We start from the raw sequence: 26,044 nt of genomic DNA, 5'->3' as shown, positions 1-26,044 counted from the left end.
GCGGCTACCCCAGCAGCGCCACCAGGTGTGAGCGTGAGCGCGCCCCCACCTTCCGGTAGATCTGGGTGAGCCGGAGCTCGACCGTCCGCTGCGACATGTACAGGGACGAGGCGATCTCGCGGTTCCGGTAGCCCTCCGTGACCTTCTGGACCACGGCCTGCTCCTCGGCCGTGAGCAGGGTCAGCACCGGCGTGCCGTCCGGCGCGCTCCGCGGCGTCGTCGGTGACGGCGTCGAGTCGTACTGCGACTGCCGGAGCGCGGACGAGCCGACCGCCGGCGGCATCGCGGCGACGCCCTGCGGCGTGACGAGCGGACGACGGAGCCCCGCTGCCTCGTACGCCGCCGCCGATGCGGCACCGAGTCGCGCACGGTCCGGACCGGTGCCCGTCGAGGCGAGTGCCGCGAGGGTCCTGGCTCGTTCGAACTGCGAATCCGTGGGCTCGAACAACTCGAGCGCACGGTGGCGTGCGGCGTCCCGGGTGGTGTCGTCGCTGACGAGCGCCAGGCTCCGGGCCAGGACGAGGGCGCCCCAACGCGACGGGTGTGCCCGGTGGTCGGCGGCGAGCCGGGCCGTCATGGTCCGCGCGTCGTCGGTCCGTCCGAGCCGGACGTAGGACTCGATCAGGTCCCCGAGGTGCCGGAGCACCGTCGGGTTCCGGACGGTCCGTCCGATCGCGTCGGCGGTCTCGAGTGCCACGGCGGCCTCTTCCGCGCGGCCCTCGAACAGCAGGACCCGACCGCGGAACGCGTGCAGCTTCGCCGTCGCGCCCCAGAGCCCGCTCGTCGAGCGGAGCGCCAGGCACCGGTCGAGCACCTCGAGGCTCGCCATCGGGCGTCCCTCGAGGAAGTGCCGCCAGGCGATCGCGATCGCCCGCGAGGGCTCCCGCAGTCGCTCGACGACGCTCGACCCGGTCTCCCAGGCGTCGATCGCACGGAGGGCGAGCCGGAAGTTGCCCGAGCGCACCTCGTTCTCGGCGGTCAGGTACCGGGAGGCCTCGACCCACACCGGTGCGGTGTGCGAGGAGCGGGCGAGGACCAGCGCGAACACGCGGCGGGCGCTGCGGTACCGCTCGGACAGGCTGAGCGCATGGGCGAGGAGGAGCAGTGCCGGGTCGGAGAGGGCCAGCAGGCTGGTCATCGCGAGTCCGTCGTGCAGGTCCCGGTCCGGTGGCAGGTGCCCGTCGACCGCGGCGACCATCTGCCGAGCGGCCTGCAGGATCTGCTCCGTTCCGGCAGGCAGTGCCGACTCGAACGGTTCCGCGCGGTGCAGCAGGTCACGGGCGTGCTCCAGTTCCCAGGCCTCGGCCCGGAAGCTGGCGACCAAGGCCAGGAGCCCCGTGACGGCCTCCGCCTCGTCGGCGTCGCTCGCGTCGGCGGGGAGGAGGAGCTCGTCGGCCTCCACGGCTTCGCCGTTGAGGTACTGCACCGAGTAGTGCAGCCGGAGGCGGCGCACGTCGTCGAGGCGGGACCGGAACGGAGCGATCGCGGCGAGGTACCGGGCCGCGTAGCCGAGGAGCCGGTGTGCGAGCAGGACCTCGGCGACCGCGAGGAGCGCCAGGTGCTCGCTCTCGGAACGGGCGCCGACGTGCAGGGCGCGCTCGGTGAGCATCACGGCGGCACCGGAGTCGCCGTCTGCCGCGTACGCCAGGGCGGCGTGCAGCAGGGCGACGGCGTCCGGGACGTCGTCCGTGAAGCTCTGGTGCCACGACGCCGAACGCGGATCGTGGGTCGCGGCGGACACGGCGAGCTCGGCGTGGGCTGCCCGACGGTCGCGGGCCGTCATCCGCCAGTGCAGGAAGGAACGCACGAGCGGGGAACGGACCGAGATCGACTGACCGCGGACCGTGACGAGGCCGACGGACGCGAGGTCCTCGACGACGTCGCGGTCCCACTCCGGACCGGCGGCCTTCGTGACCGGCACCAGGGCGAGGCGGGCCAGGACGTCCAGATCGCGTCCTGCGACCGCCGCGAACACGGGCGCTGCGACGCGGTCCGTGGTCGGCGTCGGGCGCAGCGGCAGCACGAGGGGCTCCGCGCCGAGCAGCTGCTCACGGCGAAGCATGCCGAGCTGTTCGCGGAGCACGCCGGGGTTGCCGGCGGTCTGCTCCGCGATGACCGCCAGCACGCCGTCGTTCGCGTCGTCGGCGGCCATCTCACGGGCGAGCAGCAGCGCCTCGTCCGGGTGCAGGGCCTCCAGGCGCAGCGCCGGCAGGGCCGCGAGCGGGCTGTCGGGCAGCACGCTGGTCACCGTGGCGACGACACGCAGGGACGTGCCGACGAGTCGACCGGCGAGGAACGCGATGAGGGTCTGGCTCGCCTCGTCCATCCGGTCGAGGTCGTCGATGAGGACCAGGGTCGGCGCCATCTGGAGAGTGCGCAGCGTGTCGAGGAGTTCGTGCGCCACGACGATGACCTGTGCGGGGTCCGCGTCGCGCACGGTGCCGAGGATCCGGGTGACGTGTGCGGCGGCCCGAGGGTCGTCGAGTGCGCTGAAGAGCGTCGTCACACCACCGAGCGGCCAGCGGGATTCGCTGCCGTTCACGCCGATGCGGACGACGGGGAGGGAGACGCGGCTGCTGGCCGCGTCGAGGACGCTCGTGCGTCCGGAGCCGGGATCGCCGACGACGACCAGCGCGGACTCCCGAGGGAGTACGGCGAGGGTCGTGATCCGGTCGACCTCAGTGCGTCGACCGGTGAGTTCCATCAGGACTCACCGGCCTCCGGCGCCAGGGCCAGTGACGGGCACGGGGGAGCGAGACGCGCCGGCGGGGAAGCCGGCGACGTGGGAGCCCGCAGCGGAGTGGGTGGCTCCGCGGTGGGTGGTGCCGGCGGACGACGGGTGGGTGACCCGTTTCGCTGGCAGGGTCGACGTGTGGACAGATCGCGGATGACGAGCCTGGGTGGGCTCGGTTCCGCTCGGGAACGATGATGTCATCGTCTTGATCACCCCTCGGGTTAGGGTCTTCGGACGAATGACGGTGGTCCGGTGCACGCTGGGACTAGGGATCCCGTTGCACCCACCTGGACTTCCGTCGTGAGAACGGTAACCCCTCATCGGTCGTGCTGAGCGGTCCGTCAGGGAAAGGTCTCGATCCGCGTGCCCCCAGTCCGGGGGGACCCGCGGACCCCCGTCCGGACGCCGTGATACGGGTCGGGGTACAGAACCGTGGGTCTGCCCGGAGCACGTCCCGGGTACGAACGGGTCGATGAGTGACCGAACGGGCGAACAGACGAGCGACCGGACATCGGACCGGCAACGATGGAGGGCGTTCGGGGTGTGCGTCGCGGTGGCGGCGCTGACGATCCTGGACCTGTCGAAGGTCAACGTGGGGCTGCCCTCCATCGAGGAGTCCCTGCACGCCACGAGTTCAGCACTGCAGCTCATCGTCGCCGGGTACGCGCTCGCGTTCGGGCTGGCCCTGGTGCCGGCGGGACGTCTGGGTGACCTGACCAACCGACGCCGGCTGTTCGTCATCGGGCTCGTCGCCTTCACCGTCTCCAGTCTGCTCTGTGCGCTCGCACCGACGATCGAGGTGCTCACGGTCACCCGGATCCTGCAGGGCTTCGCCGCCGGGACGCAGATGCCGCAGGTGATCGGCCTGGTCCAGCAGCTGTTCCGCGGCGAGGAGCGCGGCCGGGCCTTCGGCCTGTTCGGCGCGGTCATCGGGGTGTCCACAGCGCTCGGCCCGACCATCGGCGGCGGGCTCATCGCGCTCGGCGGCGAGCAGGACGGATGGCGGCTGCTGTTCTGGATGAACGTGCCGCTCGGCCTCGTCGCGCTGGTCTTCGCCTGGCGGCTGCTCCCGCGCGGGTCGCAAGGGAAGGCAGCGGACCGCGAGCTCGACATCGTCGGGATCCTGCTGCTCGGAGTCGCGATCATCGCGTTGATGCTGCCGTTCGTGACCACGTCCGGCGGCGGTGGATCCGCCGCCCGGTGGCTCTGGCTGGTGGTCTTCGCGGTCTTCCTGGTCGGGTTCGTGCTGTGGGAACAGGGGTACAAACGCCGGGGGAAGTCGCCGGTCGTCCACTTCGAGCTGTTCCGCCGTTCGTCCTACCGGAACGGCCTGGCGATCGTCGCCGTCTACTTCGCGGCCCTGCCCGCGTCGTTCCTCATGGTGACGCTGTACCTGCAGGAGGGTCTCGGGCTCGCCCCGGTGTTCGCCGGCATGGTGAGCATCCCGTTCGCGATCACGAGCGCCGTCGGCTCCTACGTCGGCGGCCGGCTCGTGAACCGCATCGGTCGGGCACTCGTCGTCGCCGGGCTCGGGGCCGTCGTCGTCGGCTTCGTGCTGCTCATGCTCGCCGCGGTCCTCACCCCGCCGGAGGTCACGCCGTGGGCGATGGCCGGGGCGTTCCTGGTCGGCGGCCTCGGAGGCGGATTCGTCGTCTCGCCGAACCAGACCCTGACGCTCGCCGAGGTCCCGGTCGAGCAGTCCGGCGTCGCCGGCTCGATGCAGCAGCTCGGGCAGCGCGTCGGGACGGCGATCGGCACCGCGGTGGCGACGAGCATCTTCTACGGGATCGTCCGGAGCGAGTCCGCCGGGTCGGGGTCCGGCGGCCGGCTCGAGGCGTACCACGACGCGTTCCGCAGTGGCACGACCTTCACGGTGTCGCTCATCGCGCTGGCGCTCGTGCTGGCGGTCGCCGACCTGCTGGTCCGCCGTCGTGCGGCGCGGCGGGACGGCGGGGAGGCCCGCCCCGCCTCCGACGAGCGGGCGGACGACGGGACGGGGTCGGCCGGGCGCGTCGCGGAGCCGCGCCGACAGGACTGAGCGGGTCGGGCCTCCCGTCCGTCAGTCGCGGCGGACGACCTCGACGACCGCGTCGTGGACCAGGCCGTTCGAGGCCAGGGCGCTGCCGTGCCACGGCCCCGGGTCGCCGTCGAGCGAGGTGAAGCGCCCGCCGGCCTCCTCCACGATGGGCACGAGGGCCGCCATGTCCCACGGCTTGAGGTCCGGCTCGCCCGCGACGTCGAGTACCCCCTCGGCGACCATCATGTACGACCACATGTCGCCGTAGGCCCGGGTGCGCCAGACCTTCCGGGACAGCGCCACGAGGGAGTCGAGCCGGTCGTCGTCGTCCCACTGCTGCAGGGAGTTGTAGCTGAGGCTGGCGTCCTCGAGTGTGCGGACACCCGACACCTGCAGCGGCCCCTCGAGCGAGTGCGCGCCGAGACCCTCGGCGGCCCACCAGCGCCTGCCGAGCGCCGGGGCGCTCACCACGCCGAGGACCGGACGTCCGTCCACCGCCAGTGCGATCAGGGTCGCCCACACCGGCACACCCCGCAGGTAGTTCGCGGTGCCGTCGATCGGGTCGACCACCCATTGGCGATGACCCGCACTGACGGCCTCGGCACCGCTGTCCGCCGTGGTCTCCTCGCCGAGGAACGCGTCGTCCGGTCGCTCCGCGGCGAGTCGATCGCGCAGCACCCGTTCGACGGCCTGGTCGGCGTCGGTGACCGCGGTGTGGTCGGCCTTCTCGGTGACGTGCAGGTCCGCGGCGCGGAAGCGGTCCAGGCTGATCGCGTCGGCGGTGTCGGCGAGGGAACGGGCGAAGTCCAGGTCGGCGCTGAGGTCCACGACCCGAGCGTAGCGGCGGTCAGGCCGCGACGACCTCTTCCTCCTCCAGCCGGGTGACCGCACGCTCGCGGCCGATCCGGCTCCGGCGGGCGACGAGCCCGTGGACGAGGACGCAGAGCAGCACGGCGGTGACGAGCCAGAGTCCCAGGACCAGGCCGCTCCGACCGAGCGAGGCGCCGGGGAAGTACTGCAGGTCCTGTGCGGCCTGCAGCCAGGCCGCGCCGCTCCAGAAGGTGTTGAGGCCCGCGAAGAACCCGGGCTGGAACGCCGGCTGGAAGATCCCGCCCGAGGACGTGAAGTTGAGCATCACGAACAGCATCGTCAGCACCGGGGTGGTCCACCGGCCGATGAGCGGGTGCAGGCCGACGCCGAGCGCGATGATGACCGCGTCGTACAGCCAGGCGAACAGGAACACCTGCCACTGGTGGGTGGTCAGCACGCCGTACACCGGGCCGGCGACGACGATGCCGATGCCCGCGACGACCCCCGCGGTGACGAGTCCGACGACGGCGGTCCACACCGGGCGCAGGCGCGTGGCGAAGGCGGCGACGGCGATCGCTGACGAGTACCCGCCGACGCTCAGGCCGACCAGCAGGAAGAACAGGCCCTGACCGGTGGTGTCCTCGGCACCGGTCGGGACGACGTCGACGACGTGGAACGGCAGGTGTTGCTCGAACGCGATCGGCACGAACACCTCCTCCGCAGCCGAGGCCGTGGTCTCGCTGGCGGCGGTCGAGACGTAGAGCGTCGCGTCGGCGTCGCTCGGGGCGTAGACCGCGGCGAGCTCCCGGTCCCGGACCTGCTGCTCGGCGGCCCGGCTGGCGTCGACGACGTGCGCGACGAGGGCACCGTCGGACTGGTCGGTCACCGTCTGCGCGAAGACCTGCGTGCTCGGGGTGGTGCCGACGATCCCGACCGGGAGGTCGTGCGGGGTGGGGGCGTGGAAGGCACCCAGGTAGGCCAGGGTCATCCCGACCGCGAGGAAGAGCGGGACGAGGATGTGCGAGCCGAACGAGCGCAGCACCTGCCCGAGGCCCTGCGGGCGCAGCACGCCGGGGGAGCGGTGCGGTGGGCGTGGGGCCGCATGGCCGTGCACGGTGGGAGCGATGGGGGAGGACGACGCGTTCGGGGACGCGTAGTTGTACTTTGCAACTTCGGACACGAGGAGCGAGACTACGCCCCCCTCGACGCGAAGTCGAGGGGGGCGGCGCGGGCTCTACGCCGTGCCCGGGTCCTCGGCGCCCATGCCCGTCAGCAGGGCCCGGAACGAGTCGAGGCGCTCGACGCCGGTCGTCCCGAGTTCGCCGCTCTGTACCCGGTCGACGATCTCCCAGTCGTGCGCCTGGTCGAGCGGGATGCCGTCGGGGGCGTCCTGCACGGTCACCGCATGCGAGGCGAACGCGCGGAACACGTTCTCCGGCTGCACGTGCCCCAGGCCGAACGACCGGACGCCCGGGGTGTCGATGATCCAGCCGCCGTCCCGCACCCGCAGCGCGATCGAGGACGACGACGTGTGCCGCCCACGACCGGTGACGGAGTTCACGACGCCGATCGCCCGCGTCGACCCGGTCAGGGCGTTCACGAGCGTCGACTTGCCGACGCCGGAGTGCCCGACGGTGACGGTGACCTTGCCGTCGAGCAGCTCGTGCAACGCCTCGAACGGCACGTCGTCCGCGCGGCTCGTCACGATGCGCAGGTCGAGGCAGGCGAAGTGCGCCAGGAACGACGTCGGGTCGGCGAGATCGGTCTTCGTGATGCAGAGGATCGGGTCGAGCCCCGCGTCGAACGCCGCCACCAGGTACCGGTCGATGAGCCGGGTCCGGGGCTCCGGGTCGGCCGCGGCGACGACGATGAGCATCTGGTCGGCGTTCGCGACGATGACGCGCTCGACCTCGTCCGAGTCGTCGGCGCTGCGTCGGAGCAGCGAGGTGCGCTCGGCCACCCGGACGATGCGGGCCAGGGAGCCCTCGTCACCCGAGACGTCGCCCGCGAGCGAGACGTGGTCACCGGTCACGACGGACTTCCGACCCAGCTCGCGTGCCTTCGTCGCGGTGACGACGTGCTCGCCGTCCTCGCCGGTCACCAGGACGCCGAACCGACCGCGGTCGACGTTCGTCACCCAGCCGGTCGGGGCGTCGTCGTACGAGGGTCGGGTCTTGGTGCGCGGCCGGTTGCCCTTCGGGTTCGGGCGGACACGGACGCTGGACTCGTCGTACTGGCCGTACGGCTCGTCCTCGTCGGTGCCGCCGTCGGTCTCGTCCCACCAGCTCATGCCGGATCCCCTTCGCTCGTCCGCGCGGTGCTCGTCGCCAGCAGGTCGGCCCACAGCTCGGGGAACTGCGGCAGCGTCTTCGCGGTCGAGCCGATGTCGTCGACGGCCACGTCCGCAGTCACCAGGCCGACGACGGCTCCGGCGGTGGCCATGCGGTGGTCCTCGTACGCGGCCCAGTCGCCGCCGTGGAGCCGTGCCGGCTCGATCCGCAGGCCCTCCGGTCGTTCCGTCACCGCGCCTCCGAGACCGTTGACGTCCGCCGCGAGCGCGGCCAGCCGGTCCGTCTCGTGGCCCCGCAGGTGGCCGATGCCCGAGACCTCGCTCGGTCCGTCGGCCAGGGCCGCGAGCGCGACCAGCGCGGGGGCCAGTTCGCCGCCGCGGGTCAGGTCCAGATCGACGCCCGGTACGGAGGCCCCACCCCGGATCCCGACGCCGCCGTCGAACACCAGGTCGTCACCGTCCCGCGTCACGGTCGCGCCCCACAGCGGCAGGAGCGTCTCGAGGTCGGCACCGACCTGCGTCGTCTCGGTCGGCCAGGTCCGGATCCGGACCGTGCCTCCGGCGACGAGGGCGGCGACGGCGAAGGGGGCCGCGTTCGAGAGGTCCGGTTCGATCGTGACGTCACGCGCTGCGATCGACCCGGGGTGCACGACCCACTCCCCGACCGACGGCTCGTCGACCTGCACGCCGCGGGCGCGGAGGACCTCGACCGTCATGGCGATGTGCGGCAGGCTCGGCAGTCGCTCGCCGGTGTGCCGGAGGTGCAGTCCCTCGGTGAAACGCGGCGCGGAGAGCAGCAGCCCGGAGACGAACTGGGACGACGCCGACGCGTCGATGTCGAGCGCGCCGCCCCGGACCGCGCCGGTGCCGACGAAGGTGAAGGGCATCGCGCCGCCGCCGTCGTCGGTGACCTGCACCCCGAGGTCGACCAGGGCCTGGACCACCGCGGCCATCGGACGCTTCCGGGCGTAGGGGTCGCCGTCGATCGTGACCGGTCCCTCGGCCAGGGCGGCGAGCGGCGGCAGGAAGCGCATCACGGTGCCCGCGAGACCGCAGTCCACCCGGACGTCGCCGTGCATCGGTCCGGGCGTGACCCGCAGGTCGGGACCGTACGGGTTCTCCGGGTCGCCGGCCGCGGGGCGGACCTCGTCGATCCCGACGCCGAGCTGCCCGAGCGCGGTCGTCATCAGCGACGAGTCCCGCGAGTGCAGCGGCAGGTGGATCGTCGACGGGCCGTCGGCCAGGGCGGCGAGGACGAGCTCCCGGTTCGTCAGCGACTTCGAGCCGGGCAGAGCGACGTCGCCGGCCAGCGGGCCGCGCGCGACCGGGGCGGTCCAGGGGTGGGAATGCGTCGTGGCTGCCATCGGTTCACAAGACTACTGAACCCATCGGGAGGAGCACGGTGATCGCACTCGCACCGTCACGAACGGCCGACACAGCACTGCTGCCTCGGGTCGTCACGACGCTCGCCGAGCCACATGGCCCGGACACCACCGTCCGCCTAGACTGGCGGGCGATGACGACCGACGAACCGCAGCACGCACCGGACGACCTGGTCGACGAGACCGAGGCGCAGCTCGACGCCGTCGAGGACGAAGACCTCGCCGGACTCGGCTCGGACGCAGGGACCGTCGACGCAGCGCCCGAGCCCGTCGACGCGAAGACCGTGTCCGAGCACGAGCTGCGTCGTCTGTTCGAGGACCAGGCGCTGCCGTTCATGGACCAGCTCTACGGTGCGGCGATGCGGATGACGCGCAACCCGGCCGACGCCTCCGACCTCGTGCAGGAGACCTTCGTGAAGGCGTTCGCCGCCTTCCGACAGTTCCGCCAGGGCACGAACCTCAAGGCGTGGCTCTACCGGATCCTGACGAACACGTTCATCAACACGTACCGCAAGAACCAGCGGAACCCGTACCAAGGCACGATCGACGAGCTCGAGGACTGGCAGCTGGGCGGCGCGGAGAGCGTGACCCAGTCGATCTCGGCGCGCTCCGCCGAGGCCGACGCCATCGACCACCTGCCGTCCTCCGCCGTGAAGGACGCGCTGCAGGCCATCCCGGAGGACTTCCGGATGGCCGTCTACTTCGCCGACGTCGAAGGGTTCTCCTACCAGGAGATCGCCGACATCATGAAGACCCCCGTGGGGACGGTCATGAGCCGCCTCCACCGTGGCCGCCGGCTGCTCCGCGGACTGCTGGCCGACCACGCACGTGAGACCGGTGTCGTCCCGGACGCAGCGTCGACGGCGACGATGCGCGGACGAGGCCGAGGTGCAGGCACGCGGGCGGCCACGACGGCCGGCACCCGCACGACCCGGAAGGACGCACGATGAGCGGGTGTGACTGCTCGAAGGCGAAGGCGGAACTCGAGGAGTTCCTCCACGACGAGCTGCGACACGAAGACGCTGCGGACATCCGCGAGCACATGGACGGCTGCGAGGACTGCCTCACGGAACACCGCGTCGGCGTGGTGCTCATGGAGACCGTCAAGCGCGCCTGCCGCGAGACCGCTCCGGAGCAACTCCGCGACGAGGTCCTCGCCCGGCTCCGCGCGGTGCAGTCGGCCCACTGACGCCCGGTCCAGCGCGGCCGGGGTCGTCACGCCCGCGGTGACGGCGGCGTGAACGGGTAGGGTGCGGACATGACCGACGCCGAGCCGATCAGCACCTGGACCGAACCCGACGTCGCCGCGGTGACCGATCTGCTGCGCCTGCTCGGCCACCGGGTCGAGCCCGCCGCGATGCAGGCCCGTCTCGACCGGCTCACCGCCGAGGCCGGCCACCGAACCTGGGTGGTCCGTGGCGACGACGGTCGTCCGATCGCGGTCGCTGGCGCGCAGGTCACGTGGACCTACGCCGGTGACGAGCCGACCGCGCAGCTCCTGCTGCTGGTCGTCGATCCCACGTTCAGGAGGCACGGCACCGGTTCCGCACTCCTCGGCACGTTCGAGACGTGGGCGGCCGAGCAGGGCGCGCGGCGGCTGTCTGCCGTCAGTGCCGCTGCGACCGACAACGCGCACCGCTTCTACCAGCGCCGCGGGTACCACGAGGCCGGCGTGCGCTACACGAAGATCGGGTAGCGCCGGCACGCAGACGACGCGCACCTTCCGCGAGAGCGCGTTGCCCGCCGCCGGTCTACGCCGAGCCGGGCGCGATCGCGAGCGCCGCGCCGATGGCACCGGCGTTGTCGCCGAGAGTGGCCGCGCGCAGGTCGACGTCCACCCGGTAGTCCTCGGACCGGTCGAGTGCCGTGAGGACGTCATCGCGGATGAGCGGCAGACAGACCGCTGCGCTGCCTCCGAGCACCGTGACCCGCGGTTGCCAGAGCGTGTGCAGCGCCGCGAGCCCGCGCCCGACGGAAACCGCGTACTCGTGGAACACCGCACGCACCCGGTCGTCGTCCTGTGCTCGCGTCATCGCTTCGCCGATCAACCCTCGCTCGATGGGCTTGCCGCGCATCGCCTCGCTGAGGCGGCGCTGCAACGTGGTGCGCGAGGCAGCCTGCTCGAAGCAACCGGTGAGGCCGCAGTAGCAGCGCTCAGGGGCACTGCTGATCGGGATGTGGCCGCCCTCCGGGTGAGCGCCGTCCGCGCCGCGGACCGGGCGCCCGTCGACGAGCATGGCGACACCGACGCCGGTGCCGAGCGTCACCATGAGGAGCCGGTCGGACTGCTCCCCGGCACCGCCGCCGCGTTCACCGAACGCCGCGGCGACTGCGTCGTTGTCGATGCCGACGGGCACGCGCAGACGGGCTTCGAGCCGTGCGACGAGGGGGAAACCGGAGAACCAGGGCAACGTCGCTCCGTTGTGGACCACGCCAGTGACGACGTCGACGGGTCCGCTTGCCCCGATCCCGACCGCGGTGAGTTCTGCGCCCGCGGGCACCACGTCCTCGATGAGTCGAGCCAGTCGATCGACGCGTTCCGCCTCTGTCCCGGCACCGAGCTCTGCGGTGGGGACGTCGAGCGCCTTGACGATCTCGCGGTCGACCACGCCGATGGCGCGGGATCCGGTACCACCCAGGTCGACCCCGACACGGCAGGGGCGCGGGACGTTCACAGGGCGGCCGTCACTTTCTGGCCGAAGCGGAAGCGCCCGGCGACCTCACCGGTGGCCTTCGCGAATGCGAGGGTGAGCAGCTGGGTGCGGACCGACCCGACGGTGAGTCGGGCGAGCGCGCTGTCCCGGTCCGGGGTGGCGAGCAGCTCGGTCCCGGGGTACGCCCGAGGCCCGACGGTCAGGACGGTGGCACCGGAGCGGACGAGGTCTCCGGCGAGCCCGGGCAGGAAGGGGTCTGCCTCCGCACCCTGGCCGAACAGCACCGCGGTCAGCCCCGGGCCGGCCAGTTCGTACGGGCCGTGGCGGAAGGCGCCGCCGACGAAGCCCTCCACCGGGACCTTGCTCGACTCCTTCGTGATGAGGGCGCCGGTGAGTGCCGTCGCCGCGTCGTCCCCGATGCCGATGTAGGCGAAGCGAGCGCGAGGTGCCTCCCAGGCCTGCTGTGCGAACGTGTCGGCGTTCGGCCACTCGGTCAACAGGGCCGAGACCTCGTCGGCGATCCTGCGGACGTCCGCGTCGACGTCGTCGACCGATCCGCCGGTCATGCGTGCGAGGGCGCGGTGCTGTGCTGCGAGGGTGTTGAGGTAGCTCTTCGTGCTGACGGTGGCTTCCGGGCCGCTGTGCAGTTCGAGCACGATGTCGGCCATCGCGGCGAGCGGACTCGACGTGTCGTCGGTCGTGGCGATGGTCAGCGCTGGCTTGCTGGACCCGGTGAGCACGTCCGCGAGGGCGGCGACCTCGCCGCTCCGCCCTGACTGGGACGTCGCCCACACCAGCGTCCGGTTCGTGACGCGCTGGGGGACGTCCAGGAGTTGACCGGCGTCGATCCGGACGACCGGCAGGCCGGCGGAAGCGAGCGCACGTTCGATCGGGACGGCGGCGTAGTCGGACGACCCCATCCCGGTCAGGATGATCCGGTCGTGGTCGCGGAGGTCGACGTCGCGGAGTGCCTCGGGCAGCGGAGCGTCCGCCTGCCGGTGGAGCGCCGCGGGCTGCTCCAGGATGTCGTCGATGTAGGAGGAGGTCTCGGCGGGGCCGTTGGACATGGTGGTTCCCTCGTTGTCTCTGAGATGGGTGAGGTGGTGCGGTGTGCCGCGAGGTCGCTGCGTCAGCGGGGGACCGGGACGCAGCGGAGCACGTCGCCGTACGCGGCGCGGTCCTCGACCGGGATGCCGTCATCGGTGATCACGGCATCCACGTCGTCGAGTGCGCACACGGTCGCGAGCGAGCGCCGGCCGAGTTTCGAGCTGTCCGCGACGACCGCGATGTTCCGCGCGGCGGCGATCATCGCGCGTTTCAGGGGGAGCTCGACGACGTTGATGTTCGTGATGCCCGCGTCGGGATCGACGCCTTCGGCACCCAGGAACGCCCAGTCCACGTGCAGGCCCTCGACCGCTTGTGTCGCCACGGGGCCGACCAGGGTGAACACCGTGTCGAGCAGCAGCCCGCCGGTGACGTGCACCTGGTGGACTCCCTGGCTCCGCAGGCACATCGCGACCATCAGGTCGTTCGTGACGACCGTCAGGTCCCGGTGGTCGCCGAGCGCTGCAGCGACCTGGAAAGCCGTGGAGCCGTTGTCGATCAGGACGGACTGACCGTCACGCACGAGGCCCGCCGCGGTCACACCGATCGCGGTCTTCTCAGCGAGGTGCTGCGAACGCCGTACCTCGTAGGGCGTGTCGATCGTGTCGGCCGGGTCCGCGGGGAGCGCGCCGCCGTGCAACCGCCGGATGAGGCCAGCCCGTTCCAGGCGTTCCATGTCGCGACGGATCGTCGACGAGTCCACGTGCAGCGCTGACGTCAGGTCGACCGCTCTGACGTACCCGCTGTCGCGCACCCGGTCGAGGATCGCCTGACGGCGCTCGGCCGGCGTCTGCGGCATCGGCGACCCCCAGGAGTGGTGTGCAGGTGCTTCGATCGTAGTCATGCTCTGACGTGGCTCTCGTCATCGGCGCCGGTCCGGACGGAACCCGCGCGGAAGTGCTCCTCGAGCTCTTCGAGCGTCCGCCCCTTCGTCTCCGGCATGCGGAAGCAGAAGCCGACGAACACCAGGCAGATCACGGCGAAGATCGACATCGTCGCCGGTGCGCCGATGGAGTCGAGCAGTGGCAGCGAGAACAGTCCGATGAGCAGGTTCGTGACGAAGATCACGAACGTGGCGGCTGCCGTCGCCTTGGCACGGACGTGCAGCGGGAAGATCTCGGAGATCACCACGTAGGCGACGAGGCCTGGGCTGACGGCGTACACGACGATGTAGACCGCCAGGCAGACGAGGGAGAGTGCTGCGGTGCTGCCGCTCGCGGGGAGGGCGAGCAGCACGGCGAGGGCACCGAGCGACCCGGTCATGCCGATCGATCCGATCAGCAGCATGGGTCGGCGGCCGACACGGTCCACGAGTGCCATCCCGACGCCGGTGAAGACGACGTTGACCACGCCGAGACCCACGGTGGCGAGGAGTGACGCCGACGCGCCCATCCCGATGGACTGCAGGATCTGCGGGGCGAAGTAGACGATGAGGTTGATCCCGCAGCCGTTCGCGAAGAAGGCCACCAGGATGCCGATGACGACCATCGGGCGGACCCATCCGCGGAACAGGTCACGCCAGCGGCCGCGCTGGGCCGACTCGTCCTCGTTGTCGACCGCCTCGATCTCCGCCACCTCGTGTGACACGTCATCGCGTCCACGGATGCGTCGGAGGACCTGCAGTGCCGCTTCCCGGCGCCCCTGGACGATGAGCCACCGCGGAGACTCCGGGATGAGCAGGACGCCGAACGCGAGCAGGACGCCGGGCACCGAGGCCAGACCGAGCGACCATCGCCATGCCTCCGTCGATGCCAGGGCAGCGTTGATGCCGTAGCCGACCAGGATCCCGAGGGTGGTGAGCAGCTGGAAGCCTGCCACGAGCGCTCCGCGGAGACGGGCCGGTGCGAGCTCGGCGATGTACACGGGCACCAGGACCGAGGCCGCGCCGACACCCACACCGACGACGATCCGCCCGGCCATCAGGACCGACAGGTCCGGAGCGACCGCGGAGACCAACGCCCCCAGGCTGAAGAGGACCCCGGAGAGCAGGAGCGTCCACCGGCGCCCGAACCGGTCGGCGAGCGGGCCGCCGGCCAGCGCGCCGATGGCCCCACCGAGTGTCGATCCGCTGACGACCGCGCCTTCGAGGAAGCTGCCGAGGTGGAAGTCGCCTGCGACGAAGCCGCCCGCGCCACCGGAGACACCGATGTCGTAGCCGAAGAGGAGTCCGCCCAGGGTGCTGACGGCGATCGCGATGTACACGTACCCCGTCATCCGGTCGCGAGTGGGAGGCACTCGGGTCATCGATGTCATCTGTCGTCGTCCTTGCTCGTTCACGTCACTGGGAGAGATGGGACGCTTCCGGTGGAAGCGGCGGTGCACCAGTCAGTGTTGCTGCACGAAATCGTGCAGACAAGAGCAAAAGCGTGCGCGTTATCGTGCACGATCTGGACACCCGCCCGAAACGGGATCCCCGTAGCATCCGCCTGTCCTGCGCTCCGACCCGCCCCGACAACGAACAACGCGCCCCGTCGGAACGGGGCGCGTTGTACGTGCGGGTGTGCGAAGGGCTACCGCAGCGCGCGGTCGATGACGTCGGCGGCCTCCTGCGCACTGCGCTTCGACGAACCGGTGGCCGGGGCCGCGCTCGCGGAACGGGACGAGACGGACAGCGGCCGACCGTCGAGGTGCGGCGAGAGGTTCATGCACACGAACGGCCAGGCGCCCTGGTTCTCGGGCTCCTCCTGCGCGAAGACGACCTCGGCCTCCGGGTAGCTCGCGAGCACCTCGAGGATCCGGTCGAGCGGCAGCGGGGCGAGCTGCTCGAGTCGGACGAGTGCGACGTCGGTCGTGCCGCGCTTCTCGGCCTCGGCGCGCAGGTCGTGGTGGATCTTGCCCGAGTGCAGGACGACGCGGCGCACCGAACGACGGTCGATGCCGTGCGACTGCAGGCGGTCGTCGTCCAGCACCTCCTGGAACGAGCCGGACGTGAAGTCGGCGACGGCGCTCGTCGCCTGGCGCAGGCGGAGCATCGCCTTCGGGGAGAACACCACGAGCGGCTTCTGCGGCTTCGCCCACGCCTGTCGGCGGAGCAGGTGGAAGTACGACGCCGGGGTCGACGGGCGAGCCACCACCATGTTGTCCTGCGCGCAGAGCTGCAGGTAGCGCTCGATGCGGCCGGAGGAGTGGTCCGGTCCCTGACCCTCGTAGCCGTGGGGGAGCAGCAGCACCAGGCCGGAGCGCTCGCCCCACTTCTGCTCCGCCGAGGAGATGAACTCGTCGATCACGGTCTGGGCACCGTTCGCGAAGTCGCCGAACTGCGCCTCCCACAGCACCAGGGCCTCTGGGCGCTCGACCGAGTACCCGTACTCGAACGCCATCGCCGCGTACTCGCTGAGGAGCGAGTCGTAGATGAAGAAGCGTGCCTGATCCTCGGTCAGGTTGGCGAGCGGCAGCCACTCCTGACCGTTCGTGCGGTCGTGGAAGACCGCCTGACGCTGCACGAACGTGCCGCGGCGGGCGTCCTGTCCGGCGAACCGCACGGGCTTGCCCTCGACCAGGACCGAACCGATCGCCATGAGTTCGGCCATCGCCCAGTCGACGCCGCCGGCACGCGTCATCTCGCGGCGCTTCGTGAGCAGCTGCTGCAGCTTCGGGTGGATCGAGAAGCCCGACGGCGGGTTGCCGTGCGCATCGCCGATGAGTTCGACGAGCTCCTGCGAGATCGCCGTCTCGCGCACCTCGAGTTCGGAGTCGTCACGCTGCGAGGTCGGACGCTCGAGACCGTTCACGGCACCGGAGTCGTCGACCGAGACCATCGGCATGGTTCCGGTCTGTGCCTCGTGCGTCTCGGCGAACGCACGCTCGAGGCGGTCCTGGAAGTCGCGGTGCGCGTCGTCGTACTCCTGCTGCGTGATGTCGCCGCGGCCGACGAGGGCCTCGGTGTACAGCGTGCGGACGGAGCGCTTCGCCTCGATGAGGTTGTACATCAGCGGCTGCGTCATCGAGGGGTCGTCGCCCTCGTTGTGGCCGCGGCGGCGGTAGCAGACCAGGTCGATCACCACGTCGCGGTGGAACTCCTCGCGGTACGCGAACGCCAGGTCGGCGACGCGGGACACGGCCTCCGGGTCGTCGCCGTTCACGTGGAAGACCGGTGCCTGGATGGTCTTCGCCACGTCCGTCGAGTAGACGGACGTGCGGGCGGACTCGGGCGGGGTGGTGAAGCCGACCTGGTTGTTGATGACCAGGTGCACGGTGCCGCCGGTGCGGTAGCCGCGCAGCTGCGACATCTGCAGCGTCTCGACGACCACGCCCTGTCCGGCCATGGCCGCGTCGCCGTGCACGAGCACCGGCAGCGTGCCGAACGTCCCCGCTGGCTTCCGGTCCTGCTTGGCCCGGACGATGCCCTCGAGCACGCCGTCGACGGCCTCCAGGTGGGACGGGTTCGCCGCGATCGTCACCGGGATGGCCGTGCCGTCGGACGCGCGGAACACGCCCTCGGTGCCCACGTGGTACTTGACGTCACCCGAGCCCTGCCCGGAGACGGTGCCGGGCAGCTGGGTGCCCTCGAACTCACGGAAGATCTGGCCGTACGTCTTGCCGGCGATGTTCGTCAGGACGTTGAGGCGGCCGCGGTGCGCCATCCCGATCGCGACCTCGTCGAGGCCGGCGCCGGCGGCGTTCTGGATCAGGGTGTCGAGGAAGGCGATGGTCGACTCGCCGCCCTCGAGCGAGAAGCGCTTCTGGCCGACGTACTTGGTCTGCAGGAAGGTCTCGAACGCCTCGGCCTCGTTGAGCTTGCCGAGGACACGCAACTGCTCGTCCTTCGACGGCTTCGAGTAGGGCACCTCGATGCGCTCCTGCACCCAGCGGCGCTGCTCCGGGTCCTGGATGTGCATGTACTCGATGCCGACGGTGCGGCAGTAGGCGTCGCGGAGGATCCCGAGGACGTCGCGCAGGGGGGCGGTCGTCGTGCCGGCGAGCCCGCCCGTGACGAACTCCCGGTCGAGGTCCCAGAAGGTCAGCCCGTGGCTCTCGATCTCGAGGTCGGGGTGCGTGCGCTGCCGGTACTCGAGCGGGTCGATGTCGGCCATCAGGTGCCCGCGGACGCGGTAGCTGTTGATGAGCTCCTGCACGCGTGCGGTCTTGTTCACCCGGTGCGCCAGGTCGACGTTGATGTCGTTCGCCCACTGGATCGGCTTGTACGGGATCCGGAGCGCGGCGAAGATGTCGTCGTAGAAGCCGTGCTGACCGATCAGCCGCTCGTGCACCTTCTTGAGGAACTCGCCGGAGCCGGCGCCCTGGATGACGCGGTGGTCGTACGTGCTGGTCAGCGTGATGGTCTTGCCGACGCCGAGCTCGACCAGCGTCTTCGGTGCCGAGCCCTGGAACTGCGCCGGGTACTCGAGCGCTCCGGCGCCGACGATGCAGCCCTGGCCCTTGGTCAGGCGCGGGACGGAGTGCTCGGTGCCGATGCCGCCGGGGTTCGTCAGGGAGATCGTCGTGCCCTGGAAGTCCGACGGGGTGAGCTTGTTGTCCCGGGCGCGCTTGACGACGTCCTCGTAGACGGAGAGGAACTGCCCGAACGTCAGGGTCTCGGCCCGCTTGATGCTCGGGACGAGCAGGGAGCGCGTGCCGTCCTTCTTCGGGACGTCGATCGCGATGCCGAGGTTGACGTGCGCGGGGGTGACGAGGAACGGCTTGCCGTCGCGCTCCTCGTAGGAGACGTTCTGGCTCGGGAACTCCTTGAGCGTCTGGACCATGGCCCAGCCGATCAGGTGCGTGAAGGAGATCTTGCCGCCGCGGGCCCGGCGCAGGTGGTTGTTGATGACGATCCGGTTGTCGATCATCAGCTTCGCCGGGATCGTCCGGACGCTGGTCGCGGTCGGGACGGTCAGCGAGGCGTCCATGTTCGACGCCAGGGTCTTCGCCATGCCGCGCAGCGGGGTGGCGACGTCCTCGTGGGTCTCCTCGTGCTCGTCGGCGGAGTCGTTCGCCTCGGCCGGGATGGGGGGCGGCGTCGGCTGGCGCGAGGTGGTCCGGGCCTGGAGCGGGGTCTTCGCCTCACCGGTCGCGGGCTGCTGTGTGCTGGACGGCCCGGCGACGGCGGCGGGCTGCTCGGCGGGGGCGTCCGCGGCGGCAGCGGCCTGCGCGGGGGCTTCGGCGGTCGAGTCGGTCGCGGCGGTCGAGTCGGTCGAGGTGGTGGAGGCGGTGCTGCTGAGCTGGGTGCGGTGGTAGCTCTCGAGGACCGGCCACCAGGACTCGTCGACGCTGCTCTTGTCGGCGACGAACTGCTCGTAGAGCTCGTCCACCAGCCACTCGTTCGCGCCGAATTCGCCCGCGGTCTCGTCAGTTCCGGTCAGATGGCTCGACACAGCCGATCGCCCACTCTCCGTCGATTGATGCTCGTGTGTGTCGTGCAGGGCAACCCTGTCCCGCACGCCGTCAACCCTAGCCGCTCATCCGTGGCCGTGAGGTGGGAGACGGCGGGTGAGTCGAGCCTCCAGACCCGGTCCGCGTGGCGCTCCCCGGCGACCCTCCGCAGGCCGCCGTACAGTGGCCGTCATGAGGTTCTACGAGACGCGGCCGACCCACGACCTGACCTACTCCGACGTCTTCCTCGTCCCCAGCCGGTCGAGCGTGACGAGCCGCTTCGACGTGGACCTGGCCACGAACGACGGCACCGGCGCGACGATCCCGATCGTCAGCGCGAACATGAACTCCGTGACCGGTCCGCGGCTGGCCGCGACCCTCGCTCGGCGGGGCGGCCTCGGCGTGCTGCCGCAGGACATGCACCTGCAGGACCTCGACGCGGCGATCCGCTGGGTGAAGGCACAGCCGGTCGCGTTCGACTCCACGCTCGACCTGGGCGCCGACACCACCGTCGCCGAGGCGCTCGAGCAGCTGCTGCCCGTCGCCGGCCGTGGTGTCGTGGTCCGCGACGAGGCGGGGGAGTACCTCGGCTGCGTGCCCGCGACCCGTCTCGCCACCGCCGGTGCGGACGCGGTCCTCGGCGACCTGCTGCACGGCGCGACGACCGCGATCGACGCCGAGGACGCCGGGTCCTCCCGCCATGTGTACGACGTGCTCACCGCGGCCGGCGTCGACTTCGCGCCGGTGATGCGGCACGGCAAGGTCGTCGGCACCGTCAGCCCGACGAGCGCCATCCGCTCCGACATCTACCGGCCCGCGGTCGACGCCTCCGGCCGACTGCGTGTCGCCGCGGCCGTCGGCATCACCGGCGACGTCGCCGCGAAGGCCGCAGCGCTGGCGGACGCCGGTGTCGACGTCCTGGTCCTGGACACCGCGCACGGTCACCAGGAGGGCATGATCCGCGCGCTGCGCGCGGTGTCCGCGCTCGACCTCGGCATCCCGCTCGTCGCCGGCAACGTCGTCACCGCCGACGCCGTGGCCCACCTCGTCGCCGCGGGTGCGTCCATCATCAAGGTCGGGGTCGGTCCCGGGGCGATGTGCACCACGCGCATGATGACGGCGGTCGGTCGTCCGCAGTTCTCCGCCGTCCTCGAGACCGCCGCCGCCGCGCGTTCGCTCGGCGCGCACGTCTGGGCCGACGGTGGCGTCCGCTACCCCCGCGACGTCGCGCTGGCCCTGGCCGCGGGTGCGTCGGCCGTGATGATCGGCTCGTGGTTCGCCGGCACGCTCGAGGCACCCGGCGTGCTCCGCCGCGACGACGCCGGACGCGCGTACAAGGAGAGCTGGGGGATGGCGTCCGCCAAGGCGGTGCGGGAGCGCTTCGAGCGCCTCGACCCGTACGAGCGGGCGCGCAAGGCGCTCTTCGCGGAGGGCGTCTCGTCCTCGACGATCTACCTCGATCCCGAGCGGCCGAGCGTCGAGGACCTGCTGGACATGATCACGACGGGCCTCCGCAGCTCCGCCACCTACGCCGGCGCGACGAGCCTGCCCGAGTTCGCCGACCGTGCCCTGGTCGGCATCCAGTCCGCCGCCGGTTACGAGGAGGGCAAGCCCCTGCCCGTCAGCTGGTAGCGGAGCACCGACGGACGGGAGGCCCGGTACCAGCTGGTACCGGGCCTCCCGTCCGTGAGGGCGTCGCGTCAGCGGCGGGCTCGGCCGTCCTCACCGCGGAAGCGACAGTCCAGCGCCGATGACCGGGACACGACTGACGCTGCCACGAGTGGAATCACGACGTCGGGTCAGCGACGCCGGGTCGCGTCCTCGACGGTGCCGATGAGTTCCTCGAGGATGTCCTCGAGGAACAGCACGCCCGTCGTCCGGCCGTCCGCGTCGAAGGCCCGCGCCACGTGGCGTCCGGCCCCGCGCATCGTCGCGAGCGCGTCCTCCAGGTCCATCTCCGTGTAGAGCGAGATGAGCTGGCGGATGCGCTTCGGCGGCACCGGGTCGTCGAACTCGTCCGGCCGCAGGTCGATGACGTCCTTGACGTGCACGTACCCGGTCGGGTCGCCCGCGTCGTCGACCAGGACGTACCGCGAGAAGCCGCGCTGGGCGACGGCCCGTTCGACGTCGGCGGGCGTCGCGTCCTCGTGGAGGGTGACGAGCCCGGACATCGGCACGGCGACGTCCTTGACCTTCTTCTCGGTGAACTCGAACGCCATCCGAAGTGTGCCGGAGTCATCGGCGAGGGTGCCCTCGCGTCGGGACTGCTCGACGATGGTCTGCACCTCTTCCACCGTGTACGCACTGACGGCCTCGTCCTTGGGCTCCACCTTGAACAGGCGCAGCACCGCGTTCGCGACCTCGTTGAGCCCGACGACGACCCAGTGCAGGCCGTGGCCGATGTACCAGAGCGTCGGGACGAGCAGCAGCGCCGCCCGGTCCGGCATCGAGAACGATATGTTCTTCGGGACCATCTCGCCGAAGACCACGTGCAGGAACGACACGAGCAGCAGCGTGAAGACGAACGCGATGACGCCGATGACCTCGCCGCTCCAGCCCGTCAGGTGCAGCGGGACCTCGAGCAGGTGGTGGATCGCCGGCTCGGAGACGTTGAGGATCAGCAGCGAGCAGACCGTGATGCCGAGCTGTGTGGTCGCGAGCATCCGGGTGGCGTGCTCCATCGCCCACAGTGTCATCTGTGCGGCTCGCGACCCCTGCTCCGCACGCGGCTCGATCTGCGAGCGGCGGGCCGAGATCACGGCGAACTCGGCTGCGACGAAGAACGCGTTGCCGCCGAGCAGCACGAACAGCCAGAAGATGCCCCACCAGTCGGAACTCATCGGGTGGCCTCCTGGTCCGTCGTGGTGGTGCGCTTGCCGTTGCCGTTGCCGTTGCCGTTGCCGGCGCTGCTGCCCAGGGTGTCCTCGCCGACCGGGTTCGGCGTGTACCGAATCCGGTCGATGCGCCGGCCGTCCAACCGCTCGATGCGGAAGACGCCGGAGTCGATGGCGACCTCGTCACCCACGACGGGCAGGCGTCCGAGCTCCTGCATGAGGAACCCGCCGACGGTCTCGTAGGGGCCGTCCTCGGGGACGGTGACGCTCGCGCGGTCCTCCAGCTCGTCGGGGCGCAGCAGCCCCGGGAAGGTCAGCCAGCCGCGGCTCCGGACGACGTCGATGCGCGCCCGGTCGTGCTCGTCGGACACCTCGCCGACGATCTCCTCGACCAGGTCCTCGAGCGTGACGACGCCGGCGGTCCCGCCGTACTCGTCGACGACGATGACCATCTGGTAGCCGCGACCTCGGACCTCGGTGAGCAGGGTGTCGCCGGGCATGGTCTCCGGCACTCGTTCGGCGTCGGTCATCAGGGCGCCGACCGGCACCTCGGCGCGCTTCTCACGCGGGACCGAGACGGCCTGCTTGACGTGCACGAGCCCGACGACGTCGTCCGCGTCCTCCTCGATGACGGGGAAGCGGCTGAAACCGGTCTTGCGCGCCAGGGCGATGACCGCCTCGGCGCTGTCGGACACGCGGATCGTCGACAGGCGCGGACGCGGCGTCATCACGTCGCTGGCGTTGAGCTCGGAGAAGGACAGCGTGCGCTCGAGCAGCGTTGCGGTGTCCTGTTCGAGCGAGCCCTCGGACGCGGACCGGCGGAGCAGTGACGTGAGCTCCTCGGCACTGCGGGCGCCGGAGAGCTCCTCCTGCGGTTCGATGCCGATCGCGCGGAGGACGGCGTTCGCGGTGCCGTTGAGCAGGGCGACGGCGGGCTTGCACACCGTCGTGAAGCCGACCTGCAGGGGCACGACCAGGCGTGCGGTCTGCAGCGGCAGGGCGAGCGCGAAGTTCTTCGGCACGAGTTCGCCGAGGATCATCGACAGCAGGGTCGCGATGACGAGCGCCACGATCGAGCCCACGGTCTCGACGACGCCCTCGGCGAGGTTCATCGCGAGGAACGGCGCTTCGAGCAGCGTGGCGATCGACGGCTCGAGCAGGTAGCCGGTGAGCAGCGTCGTCAGCGTGATGCCGAGCTGCGCGCTGGACAGGTGCGTCGAGGTGACCTTGAGCGCACCGATGACGGTGCTGAGACCGGTCTCACCGCGGTCTCGGCGGGCTTCGACGTCGGCGCGGTCGAGGTTCACGAGCGCGAACTCGGAGGCGACGAAGACGCCGGTGCCGAGCGTCAGCAGGATGCCGCCGATCAGCATGACGATGTCGACGGGGCTCACGAGGCACACCTCGGAGTCGGGCAGCTCACTGTGTGAGCGGCGGGCATGTGATGGTCAGAACTAGGAGGGTCGTCCACAATGCCTCGATGGTACCGGGCGCTTCCTCGGAGGAAGCGAGAAGGCGTCAGGAGGTGAGCCATGCCTCCCGTCAGATGCTGGCCGCGAGCTCCTCGAGCGACCGGCGCAACCCGGCGGCCGAGGTGAAGTGCACCCCCACCGCGCCGACGGCGTCTGCGCCGGCGGCGTTCTCCGCGCGGTTGTCGACGAAGACCATGGCACTCGGCTCGATGCCCAGACGTGTGCAGGTCTCGCGGTAGATCGAGGCGTCCGGCTTCAGGACGTGTTCCTCCGCGCTCACCACGACTGCCTCGAACAGCGAGCCCATCGGCGAGCGTCGGTACGGGTCGCCGAAGTCGAAGCCCGCGTTCGAGAGCAGCGCCAGCCGGGTGCCGCCGTCGTGGAGCTCCTCGACGAGGGCCAGGACCTCGGGGTCGACCTCGAACCAGCCGGCGAAGTCGAGCGCCCACAGCCGGTGCACCTCGGTCACCGACCAGGTCCGGCCGGTGCGCTCGGCGATCGCGCGCCAGTACTCCAGCACCGTCAGGTCGCCGCGGTCCAGGTCGTGTCGGAGCTCCTGGTACACCGGGAACAGCGTGTCGGCGTCGAGCCCGGTCGCGTCGAGCAGTGCGGCACGGGCGGCGTGCGGGGTCCGGCTGATCACCTCGCCGTAGTCGAAGACGACGACACGACCAGGCAGGGACAGGCTCATGCCCGTCACCGTACCGTGGGCACGATGAACGACTTCGTCTCCGTCCGACCCGTCGACGCCGCCCGCTGGATCACCGTCCCCACCGGCGACACCTCGAAGTACCGACGCGGGGTCCTCGGCGTCGCCACCGGGTCCGCGCAGTACCCGGGTGCGGCCGTGATGGGGGTCGACGCCGCCGTGCACACCGGCCTCGGCATGGTCCGCTACGTCGGCCCGGAGCGGGCCACCGACTTCGTGCTCGCCCGTCGGCCCGAGATCGTCGCCGGCGTCGGTCGCGTCCAGGCGTGGCTCCTCGGGTCGGGCACCTCCGCCGGTTCCCTCGACGAGCTCGACGAGACGACCCGCGCCGGTTTCACGCACGCCTCCGACGACGGTGTGCCGGTCGTCGTCGACGCGGGGGCGATCCCGCTCGTCGACCTCGGCCCGCTCGCGGTGCTCACCCCGCACGCCGGGGAACTCGCGTCGCTCCTCGGCGTGTCACGGGACGAGGTCGAGGGCGACCCGCGCGGCTCAGCACTCCGTGCCGCCGAACGGACCGGGAGCGTCGTGCTCCTCAAGGGCGCCGACACGCACGTCGTCACGCCCGACGGCGGGGTCCGGCTGGTCGCGTCGTCGGCGACCCCCTGGCTTGCGGCAGCGGGGGCCGGGGACGTGCTCGGCGGGGTGCTCGGCGCGCTCGTCGCCGCCCGCGCCGGCACGTCCGAGGTCGGACCGGAGGACCTCGCGCACCTGGCGGCGGCGGCAGCGGTCGTGCACGGGGTCGCTGCCCGTCGGGCCTCGCGTGGTGGGCCGTTCCCGATGACCTCGCTCATCGAGCAGCTGCCCGGGGTGGTGCGCGACCTCGCGGTGACGGGCGACGCGCAGGTCGACTGACGGGGCCGCGGGACGGCCCGTCGGACGGGAGGCGCGCCGGCGGGCCGGTGCCGTGCCTCCCGACTGTCAGCCGGTCGCGCCGTGACCCGCCCGGTCACCGGTCAGGACGACGGCGAGGCGTGCACGAGGAACTCGACCGCCCCCGCGTCGTCGACCTTCACGAAGCCCAGGTTCGGCGCCTGCACCGAGTAGTCGGAGAACGTGATCGGGACCGTGCCCGAGACGTCGACGCCGTCGCCGCTGAGTCCGACCTGCAGCGTCGCCGTCACCGGCTTGGTGACGCCGTGCAACTCGAGGGTGCCGGTCGCGGGGACCTCGGTCGTGCCGCTGCCGGTCGGGACGGCGTCGGACACCGGCTCGGTCAGGGTGAACGTCGCCGTCGGGAACGCCTGCGTGTCGAGGGCCGAGTCGCGGAAGTACGAGTCGCGCTGGGCCGAGTCGGTCGCGATGGTGCCGACCTGCACGGTGATCGTCGCCGCGCTGATCGTGGTGCCGTCGACGGTCGCTGTCCCGGTGACCTCGGACGTGCGGCCGGTGACGGTGACGTCCGATCCGTTGAGGACCTCGTGGACGCGGTAGCCGGCCTCGGACCCGTCGCCGACCGTCCAGGTGCCGGACAGGTCCTGCGCGTCGAGCGTGGAAGGAGCACGGCTGGCGGCGACCGTCGGTGTCGCTGACGCCTTGGCGTTCTCACCGGAGGTGTACGCGCGGGTGCCGATCGCGACGGCGACCACCGCGACCACGGCGACGACGACGAGCACGACGAGCACGACCACGAGGCGGCGCCGGGGGCGGGGGGACGGGCGGTTCGGAGCGGAGGTCACCCGAGGACGGTGACACGTCACTCTCGGGATCGGCTGAGGATCTGTGC

The 26,044-nt window shown here is 71.4% G+C and carries 20 protein-coding genes; 6 read left to right on the top strand and 14 right to left on the bottom strand.

Annotated elements, in window-relative coordinates:
• Positions 1-4 precede the first annotated feature (4 nt).
• Positions 5-2,704: a LuxR family transcriptional regulator gene (locus DEJ31_RS02485; protein ID WP_111121115.1), complete on the bottom strand. Its 2,700-nt coding sequence runs from the start codon at positions 2,702-2,704 to the stop codon at positions 5-7.
• Between the two features lie 502 nt (positions 2,705-3,206).
• On the opposite strand from DEJ31_RS02485, the gene DEJ31_RS02480 reads away from it, so the two are divergent.
• The gene (locus tag DEJ31_RS02480; protein WP_110902074.1) at positions 3,207-4,772 is read left to right on the top strand and encodes an MFS transporter; all 1,566 of its coding nucleotides are present in this window, start codon (positions 3,207-3,209) and stop codon (positions 4,770-4,772) included.
• A gap of 21 nt (positions 4,773-4,793) precedes the next feature.
• Here the strand turns inward: DEJ31_RS02480 and DEJ31_RS02475 are convergent, their stop codons facing one another.
• The 4 genes from DEJ31_RS02475 to aroA are packed head-to-tail and all read right to left on the bottom strand — an operon-like array spanning position 4,794 to position 9,215.
• Positions 4,794-5,579: an inositol monophosphatase family protein gene (locus tag DEJ31_RS02475; protein ID WP_111121114.1), complete on the bottom strand. Its 786-nt coding sequence runs from the start codon at positions 5,577-5,579 to the stop codon at positions 4,794-4,796.
• A gap of 19 nt (positions 5,580-5,598) precedes the next feature.
• Positions 5,599-6,741, bottom strand: a complete 1,143-nt coding sequence (locus DEJ31_RS02470) for a hypothetical protein (RefSeq protein ID WP_146243084.1) — start codon at positions 6,739-6,741, stop codon at positions 5,599-5,601.
• A gap of 54 nt (positions 6,742-6,795) precedes the next feature.
• On the bottom strand, positions 6,796-7,851 hold the full coding sequence (gene rsgA, locus DEJ31_RS02465; protein ID WP_111043838.1) for a ribosome small subunit-dependent GTPase A: 1,056 nt from the start codon (positions 7,849-7,851) through the stop codon (positions 6,796-6,798).
• The gene (gene aroA / locus DEJ31_RS02460) at positions 7,848-9,215 is read right to left on the bottom strand and encodes a 3-phosphoshikimate 1-carboxyvinyltransferase (RefSeq protein WP_111121112.1); all 1,368 of its coding nucleotides are present in this window, start codon (positions 9,213-9,215) and stop codon (positions 7,848-7,850) included. The genes rsgA and aroA overlap by 4 nt, the downstream gene beginning before the upstream one ends.
• A 152-nt stretch (positions 9,216-9,367) precedes the next feature.
• On the opposite strand from aroA, the gene DEJ31_RS02455 reads away from it, so the two are divergent.
• The 3 genes from DEJ31_RS02455 to DEJ31_RS02445 all read left to right on the top strand — a co-directional run bounded on the left by DEJ31_RS02455 (position 9,368) and on the right by DEJ31_RS02445 (position 10,929).
• Entirely contained in the window at positions 9,368-10,183 is an 816-nt protein-coding gene (locus tag DEJ31_RS02455) for a sigma-70 family RNA polymerase sigma factor (protein WP_111043836.1), read from the top strand.
• Positions 10,180-10,422, top strand: coding sequence for a zf-HC2 domain-containing protein (locus DEJ31_RS02450; RefSeq protein ID WP_110902080.1), 243 nt, complete (start codon positions 10,180-10,182; stop codon positions 10,420-10,422). Before DEJ31_RS02455 ends, DEJ31_RS02450 begins: the two co-directional genes overlap by 4 nt.
• Before the next feature lie 69 nt (positions 10,423-10,491).
• Positions 10,492-10,929 (top strand): GNAT family N-acetyltransferase, encoded by a 438-nt coding sequence (locus DEJ31_RS02445; RefSeq protein WP_110902081.1) that lies wholly within the window; start codon positions 10,492-10,494, stop codon positions 10,927-10,929.
• 55 nt (positions 10,930-10,984) lie between these two features.
• Here the strand turns inward: DEJ31_RS02445 and DEJ31_RS02440 are convergent, their stop codons facing one another.
• From DEJ31_RS02440 to DEJ31_RS02420, 5 genes are all read right to left on the bottom strand, one after another.
• A complete protein-coding gene (locus DEJ31_RS02440; RefSeq protein ID WP_110902082.1) occupies positions 10,985-11,908 on the bottom strand; it encodes an ROK family protein in 924 nt (307 codons plus the stop codon).
• Positions 11,905-12,954, bottom strand: coding sequence for an SIS domain-containing protein (locus tag DEJ31_RS02435; protein ID WP_111121111.1), 1,050 nt, complete (start codon positions 12,952-12,954; stop codon positions 11,905-11,907). Before DEJ31_RS02435 ends, DEJ31_RS02440 begins: the two co-directional genes overlap by 4 nt.
• Before the next feature lie 62 nt (positions 12,955-13,016).
• On the bottom strand, positions 13,017-13,835 hold the full coding sequence (locus DEJ31_RS02430; protein WP_220033163.1) for a DeoR/GlpR family DNA-binding transcription regulator: 819 nt from the start codon (positions 13,833-13,835) through the stop codon (positions 13,017-13,019).
• Positions 13,832-15,235 carry a sugar porter family MFS transporter gene (locus tag DEJ31_RS02425; RefSeq protein ID WP_111043905.1) on the bottom strand — a complete coding sequence of 468 codons (1,404 nt, stop codon included), beginning with the start codon at positions 15,233-15,235 and terminating at the stop codon, positions 13,832-13,834. Before DEJ31_RS02425 ends, DEJ31_RS02430 begins: the two co-directional genes overlap by 4 nt.
• A gap of 266 nt (positions 15,236-15,501) precedes the next feature.
• A complete protein-coding gene (locus DEJ31_RS02420) occupies positions 15,502-19,305 on the bottom strand; it encodes a multifunctional oxoglutarate decarboxylase/oxoglutarate dehydrogenase thiamine pyrophosphate-binding subunit/dihydrolipoyllysine-residue succinyltransferase subunit (protein WP_181433440.1) in 3,804 nt (1,267 codons plus the stop codon).
• Between the two features lie 190 nt (positions 19,306-19,495).
• Between DEJ31_RS02420 and DEJ31_RS02415 the strand changes: the two genes are divergently transcribed.
• The gene (locus DEJ31_RS02415) at positions 19,496-20,935 is read left to right on the top strand and encodes a GuaB1 family IMP dehydrogenase-related protein (protein WP_111121190.1); all 1,440 of its coding nucleotides are present in this window, start codon (positions 19,496-19,498) and stop codon (positions 20,933-20,935) included.
• A 167-nt stretch (positions 20,936-21,102) separates the two neighbouring features.
• Here the strand turns inward: DEJ31_RS02415 and DEJ31_RS02410 are convergent, their stop codons facing one another.
• The 3 genes from DEJ31_RS02410 to DEJ31_RS02400 form a co-directional block, all read right to left on the bottom strand.
• Entirely contained in the window at positions 21,103-22,143 is a 1,041-nt protein-coding gene (locus DEJ31_RS02410) for a hemolysin family protein (protein ID WP_110902087.1), read from the bottom strand.
• On the bottom strand, positions 22,140-23,510 hold the full coding sequence (locus tag DEJ31_RS02405; RefSeq protein ID WP_111121189.1) for a hemolysin family protein: 1,371 nt from the start codon (positions 23,508-23,510) through the stop codon (positions 22,140-22,142). Before DEJ31_RS02405 ends, DEJ31_RS02410 begins: the two co-directional genes overlap by 4 nt.
• 169 nt (positions 23,511-23,679) lie before the next feature.
• Entirely contained in the window at positions 23,680-24,300 is a 621-nt protein-coding gene (locus DEJ31_RS02400) for an HAD family phosphatase (RefSeq protein WP_111121110.1), read from the bottom strand.
• Between the two features lie 24 nt (positions 24,301-24,324).
• Between DEJ31_RS02400 and DEJ31_RS02395 the strand changes: the two genes are divergently transcribed.
• Positions 24,325-25,173 carry an ADP/ATP-dependent (S)-NAD(P)H-hydrate dehydratase gene (locus DEJ31_RS02395; RefSeq protein ID WP_110902468.1) on the top strand — a complete coding sequence of 283 codons (849 nt, stop codon included), beginning with the start codon at positions 24,325-24,327 and terminating at the stop codon, positions 25,171-25,173.
• Between the two features lie 101 nt (positions 25,174-25,274).
• On the opposite strand, the gene DEJ31_RS02390 is transcribed toward DEJ31_RS02395, so the two are convergent.
• Positions 25,275-25,997 carry a YceI family protein gene (locus DEJ31_RS02390; protein WP_258366084.1) on the bottom strand — a complete coding sequence of 241 codons (723 nt, stop codon included), beginning with the start codon at positions 25,995-25,997 and terminating at the stop codon, positions 25,275-25,277.
• Between the last annotated feature and the right edge of the window lie 47 nt (positions 25,998-26,044).

It is taken from the genome of Curtobacterium sp. MCPF17_031 (assembly GCF_003234035.1).
Classification (GTDB): domain Bacteria; phylum Actinomycetota; class Actinomycetes; order Actinomycetales; family Microbacteriaceae; genus Curtobacterium.
Note: the sequence above shows the minus strand (reverse complement) of the source record. Positions and strands in the feature narration are given on the sequence as shown.

Excerpts from the sequence above, each read along its gene's own strand:
- DEJ31_RS02430 (WP_220033163.1), bottom strand. The coding sequence starts at position 13,835 with ATGACTACGATCGAAGCACCTGCACACCACTCCTGGGGGTCGCCGATG.
- DEJ31_RS02425 (WP_111043905.1), bottom strand. The coding sequence starts at position 15,235 with ATGACCCGAGTGCCTCCCACTCGCGACCGGATGACGGGGTACGTGTAC.
- DEJ31_RS02450 (WP_110902080.1), top strand. The coding sequence starts at position 10,180 with ATGAGCGGGTGTGACTGCTCGAAGGCGAAGGCGGAACTCGAGGAGTTC.
- DEJ31_RS02395 (WP_110902468.1), top strand. The coding sequence starts at position 24,325 with ATGAACGACTTCGTCTCCGTCCGACCCGTCGACGCCGCCCGCTGGATC.
- DEJ31_RS02410 (WP_110902087.1), bottom strand. The coding sequence starts at position 22,143 with ATGAGTTCCGACTGGTGGGGCATCTTCTGGCTGTTCGTGCTGCTCGGC.
- DEJ31_RS02405 (WP_111121189.1), bottom strand. The coding sequence starts at position 23,510 with ATGCTGATCGGCGGCATCCTGCTGACGCTCGGCACCGGCGTCTTCGTC.
- rsgA (WP_111043838.1), bottom strand. The coding sequence starts at position 7,851 with ATGAGCTGGTGGGACGAGACCGACGGCGGCACCGACGAGGACGAGCCG.
- DEJ31_RS02415 (WP_111121190.1), top strand. The coding sequence starts at position 19,496 with ATGAGGTTCTACGAGACGCGGCCGACCCACGACCTGACCTACTCCGAC.
- DEJ31_RS02445 (WP_110902081.1), top strand. The coding sequence starts at position 10,492 with ATGACCGACGCCGAGCCGATCAGCACCTGGACCGAACCCGACGTCGCC.
- DEJ31_RS02435 (WP_111121111.1), bottom strand. The coding sequence starts at position 12,954 with ATGTCCAACGGCCCCGCCGAGACCTCCTCCTACATCGACGACATCCTG.
- DEJ31_RS02480 (WP_110902074.1), top strand. The coding sequence starts at position 3,207 with ATGAGTGACCGAACGGGCGAACAGACGAGCGACCGGACATCGGACCGG.
- aroA (WP_111121112.1), bottom strand. The coding sequence starts at position 9,215 with ATGGCAGCCACGACGCATTCCCACCCCTGGACCGCCCCGGTCGCGCGC.
- DEJ31_RS02400 (WP_111121110.1), bottom strand. The coding sequence starts at position 24,300 with ATGAGCCTGTCCCTGCCTGGTCGTGTCGTCGTCTTCGACTACGGCGAG.
- DEJ31_RS02455 (WP_111043836.1), top strand. The coding sequence starts at position 9,368 with ATGACGACCGACGAACCGCAGCACGCACCGGACGACCTGGTCGACGAG.
- DEJ31_RS02485 (WP_111121115.1), bottom strand. The coding sequence starts at position 2,704 with ATGGAACTCACCGGTCGACGCACTGAGGTCGACCGGATCACGACCCTC.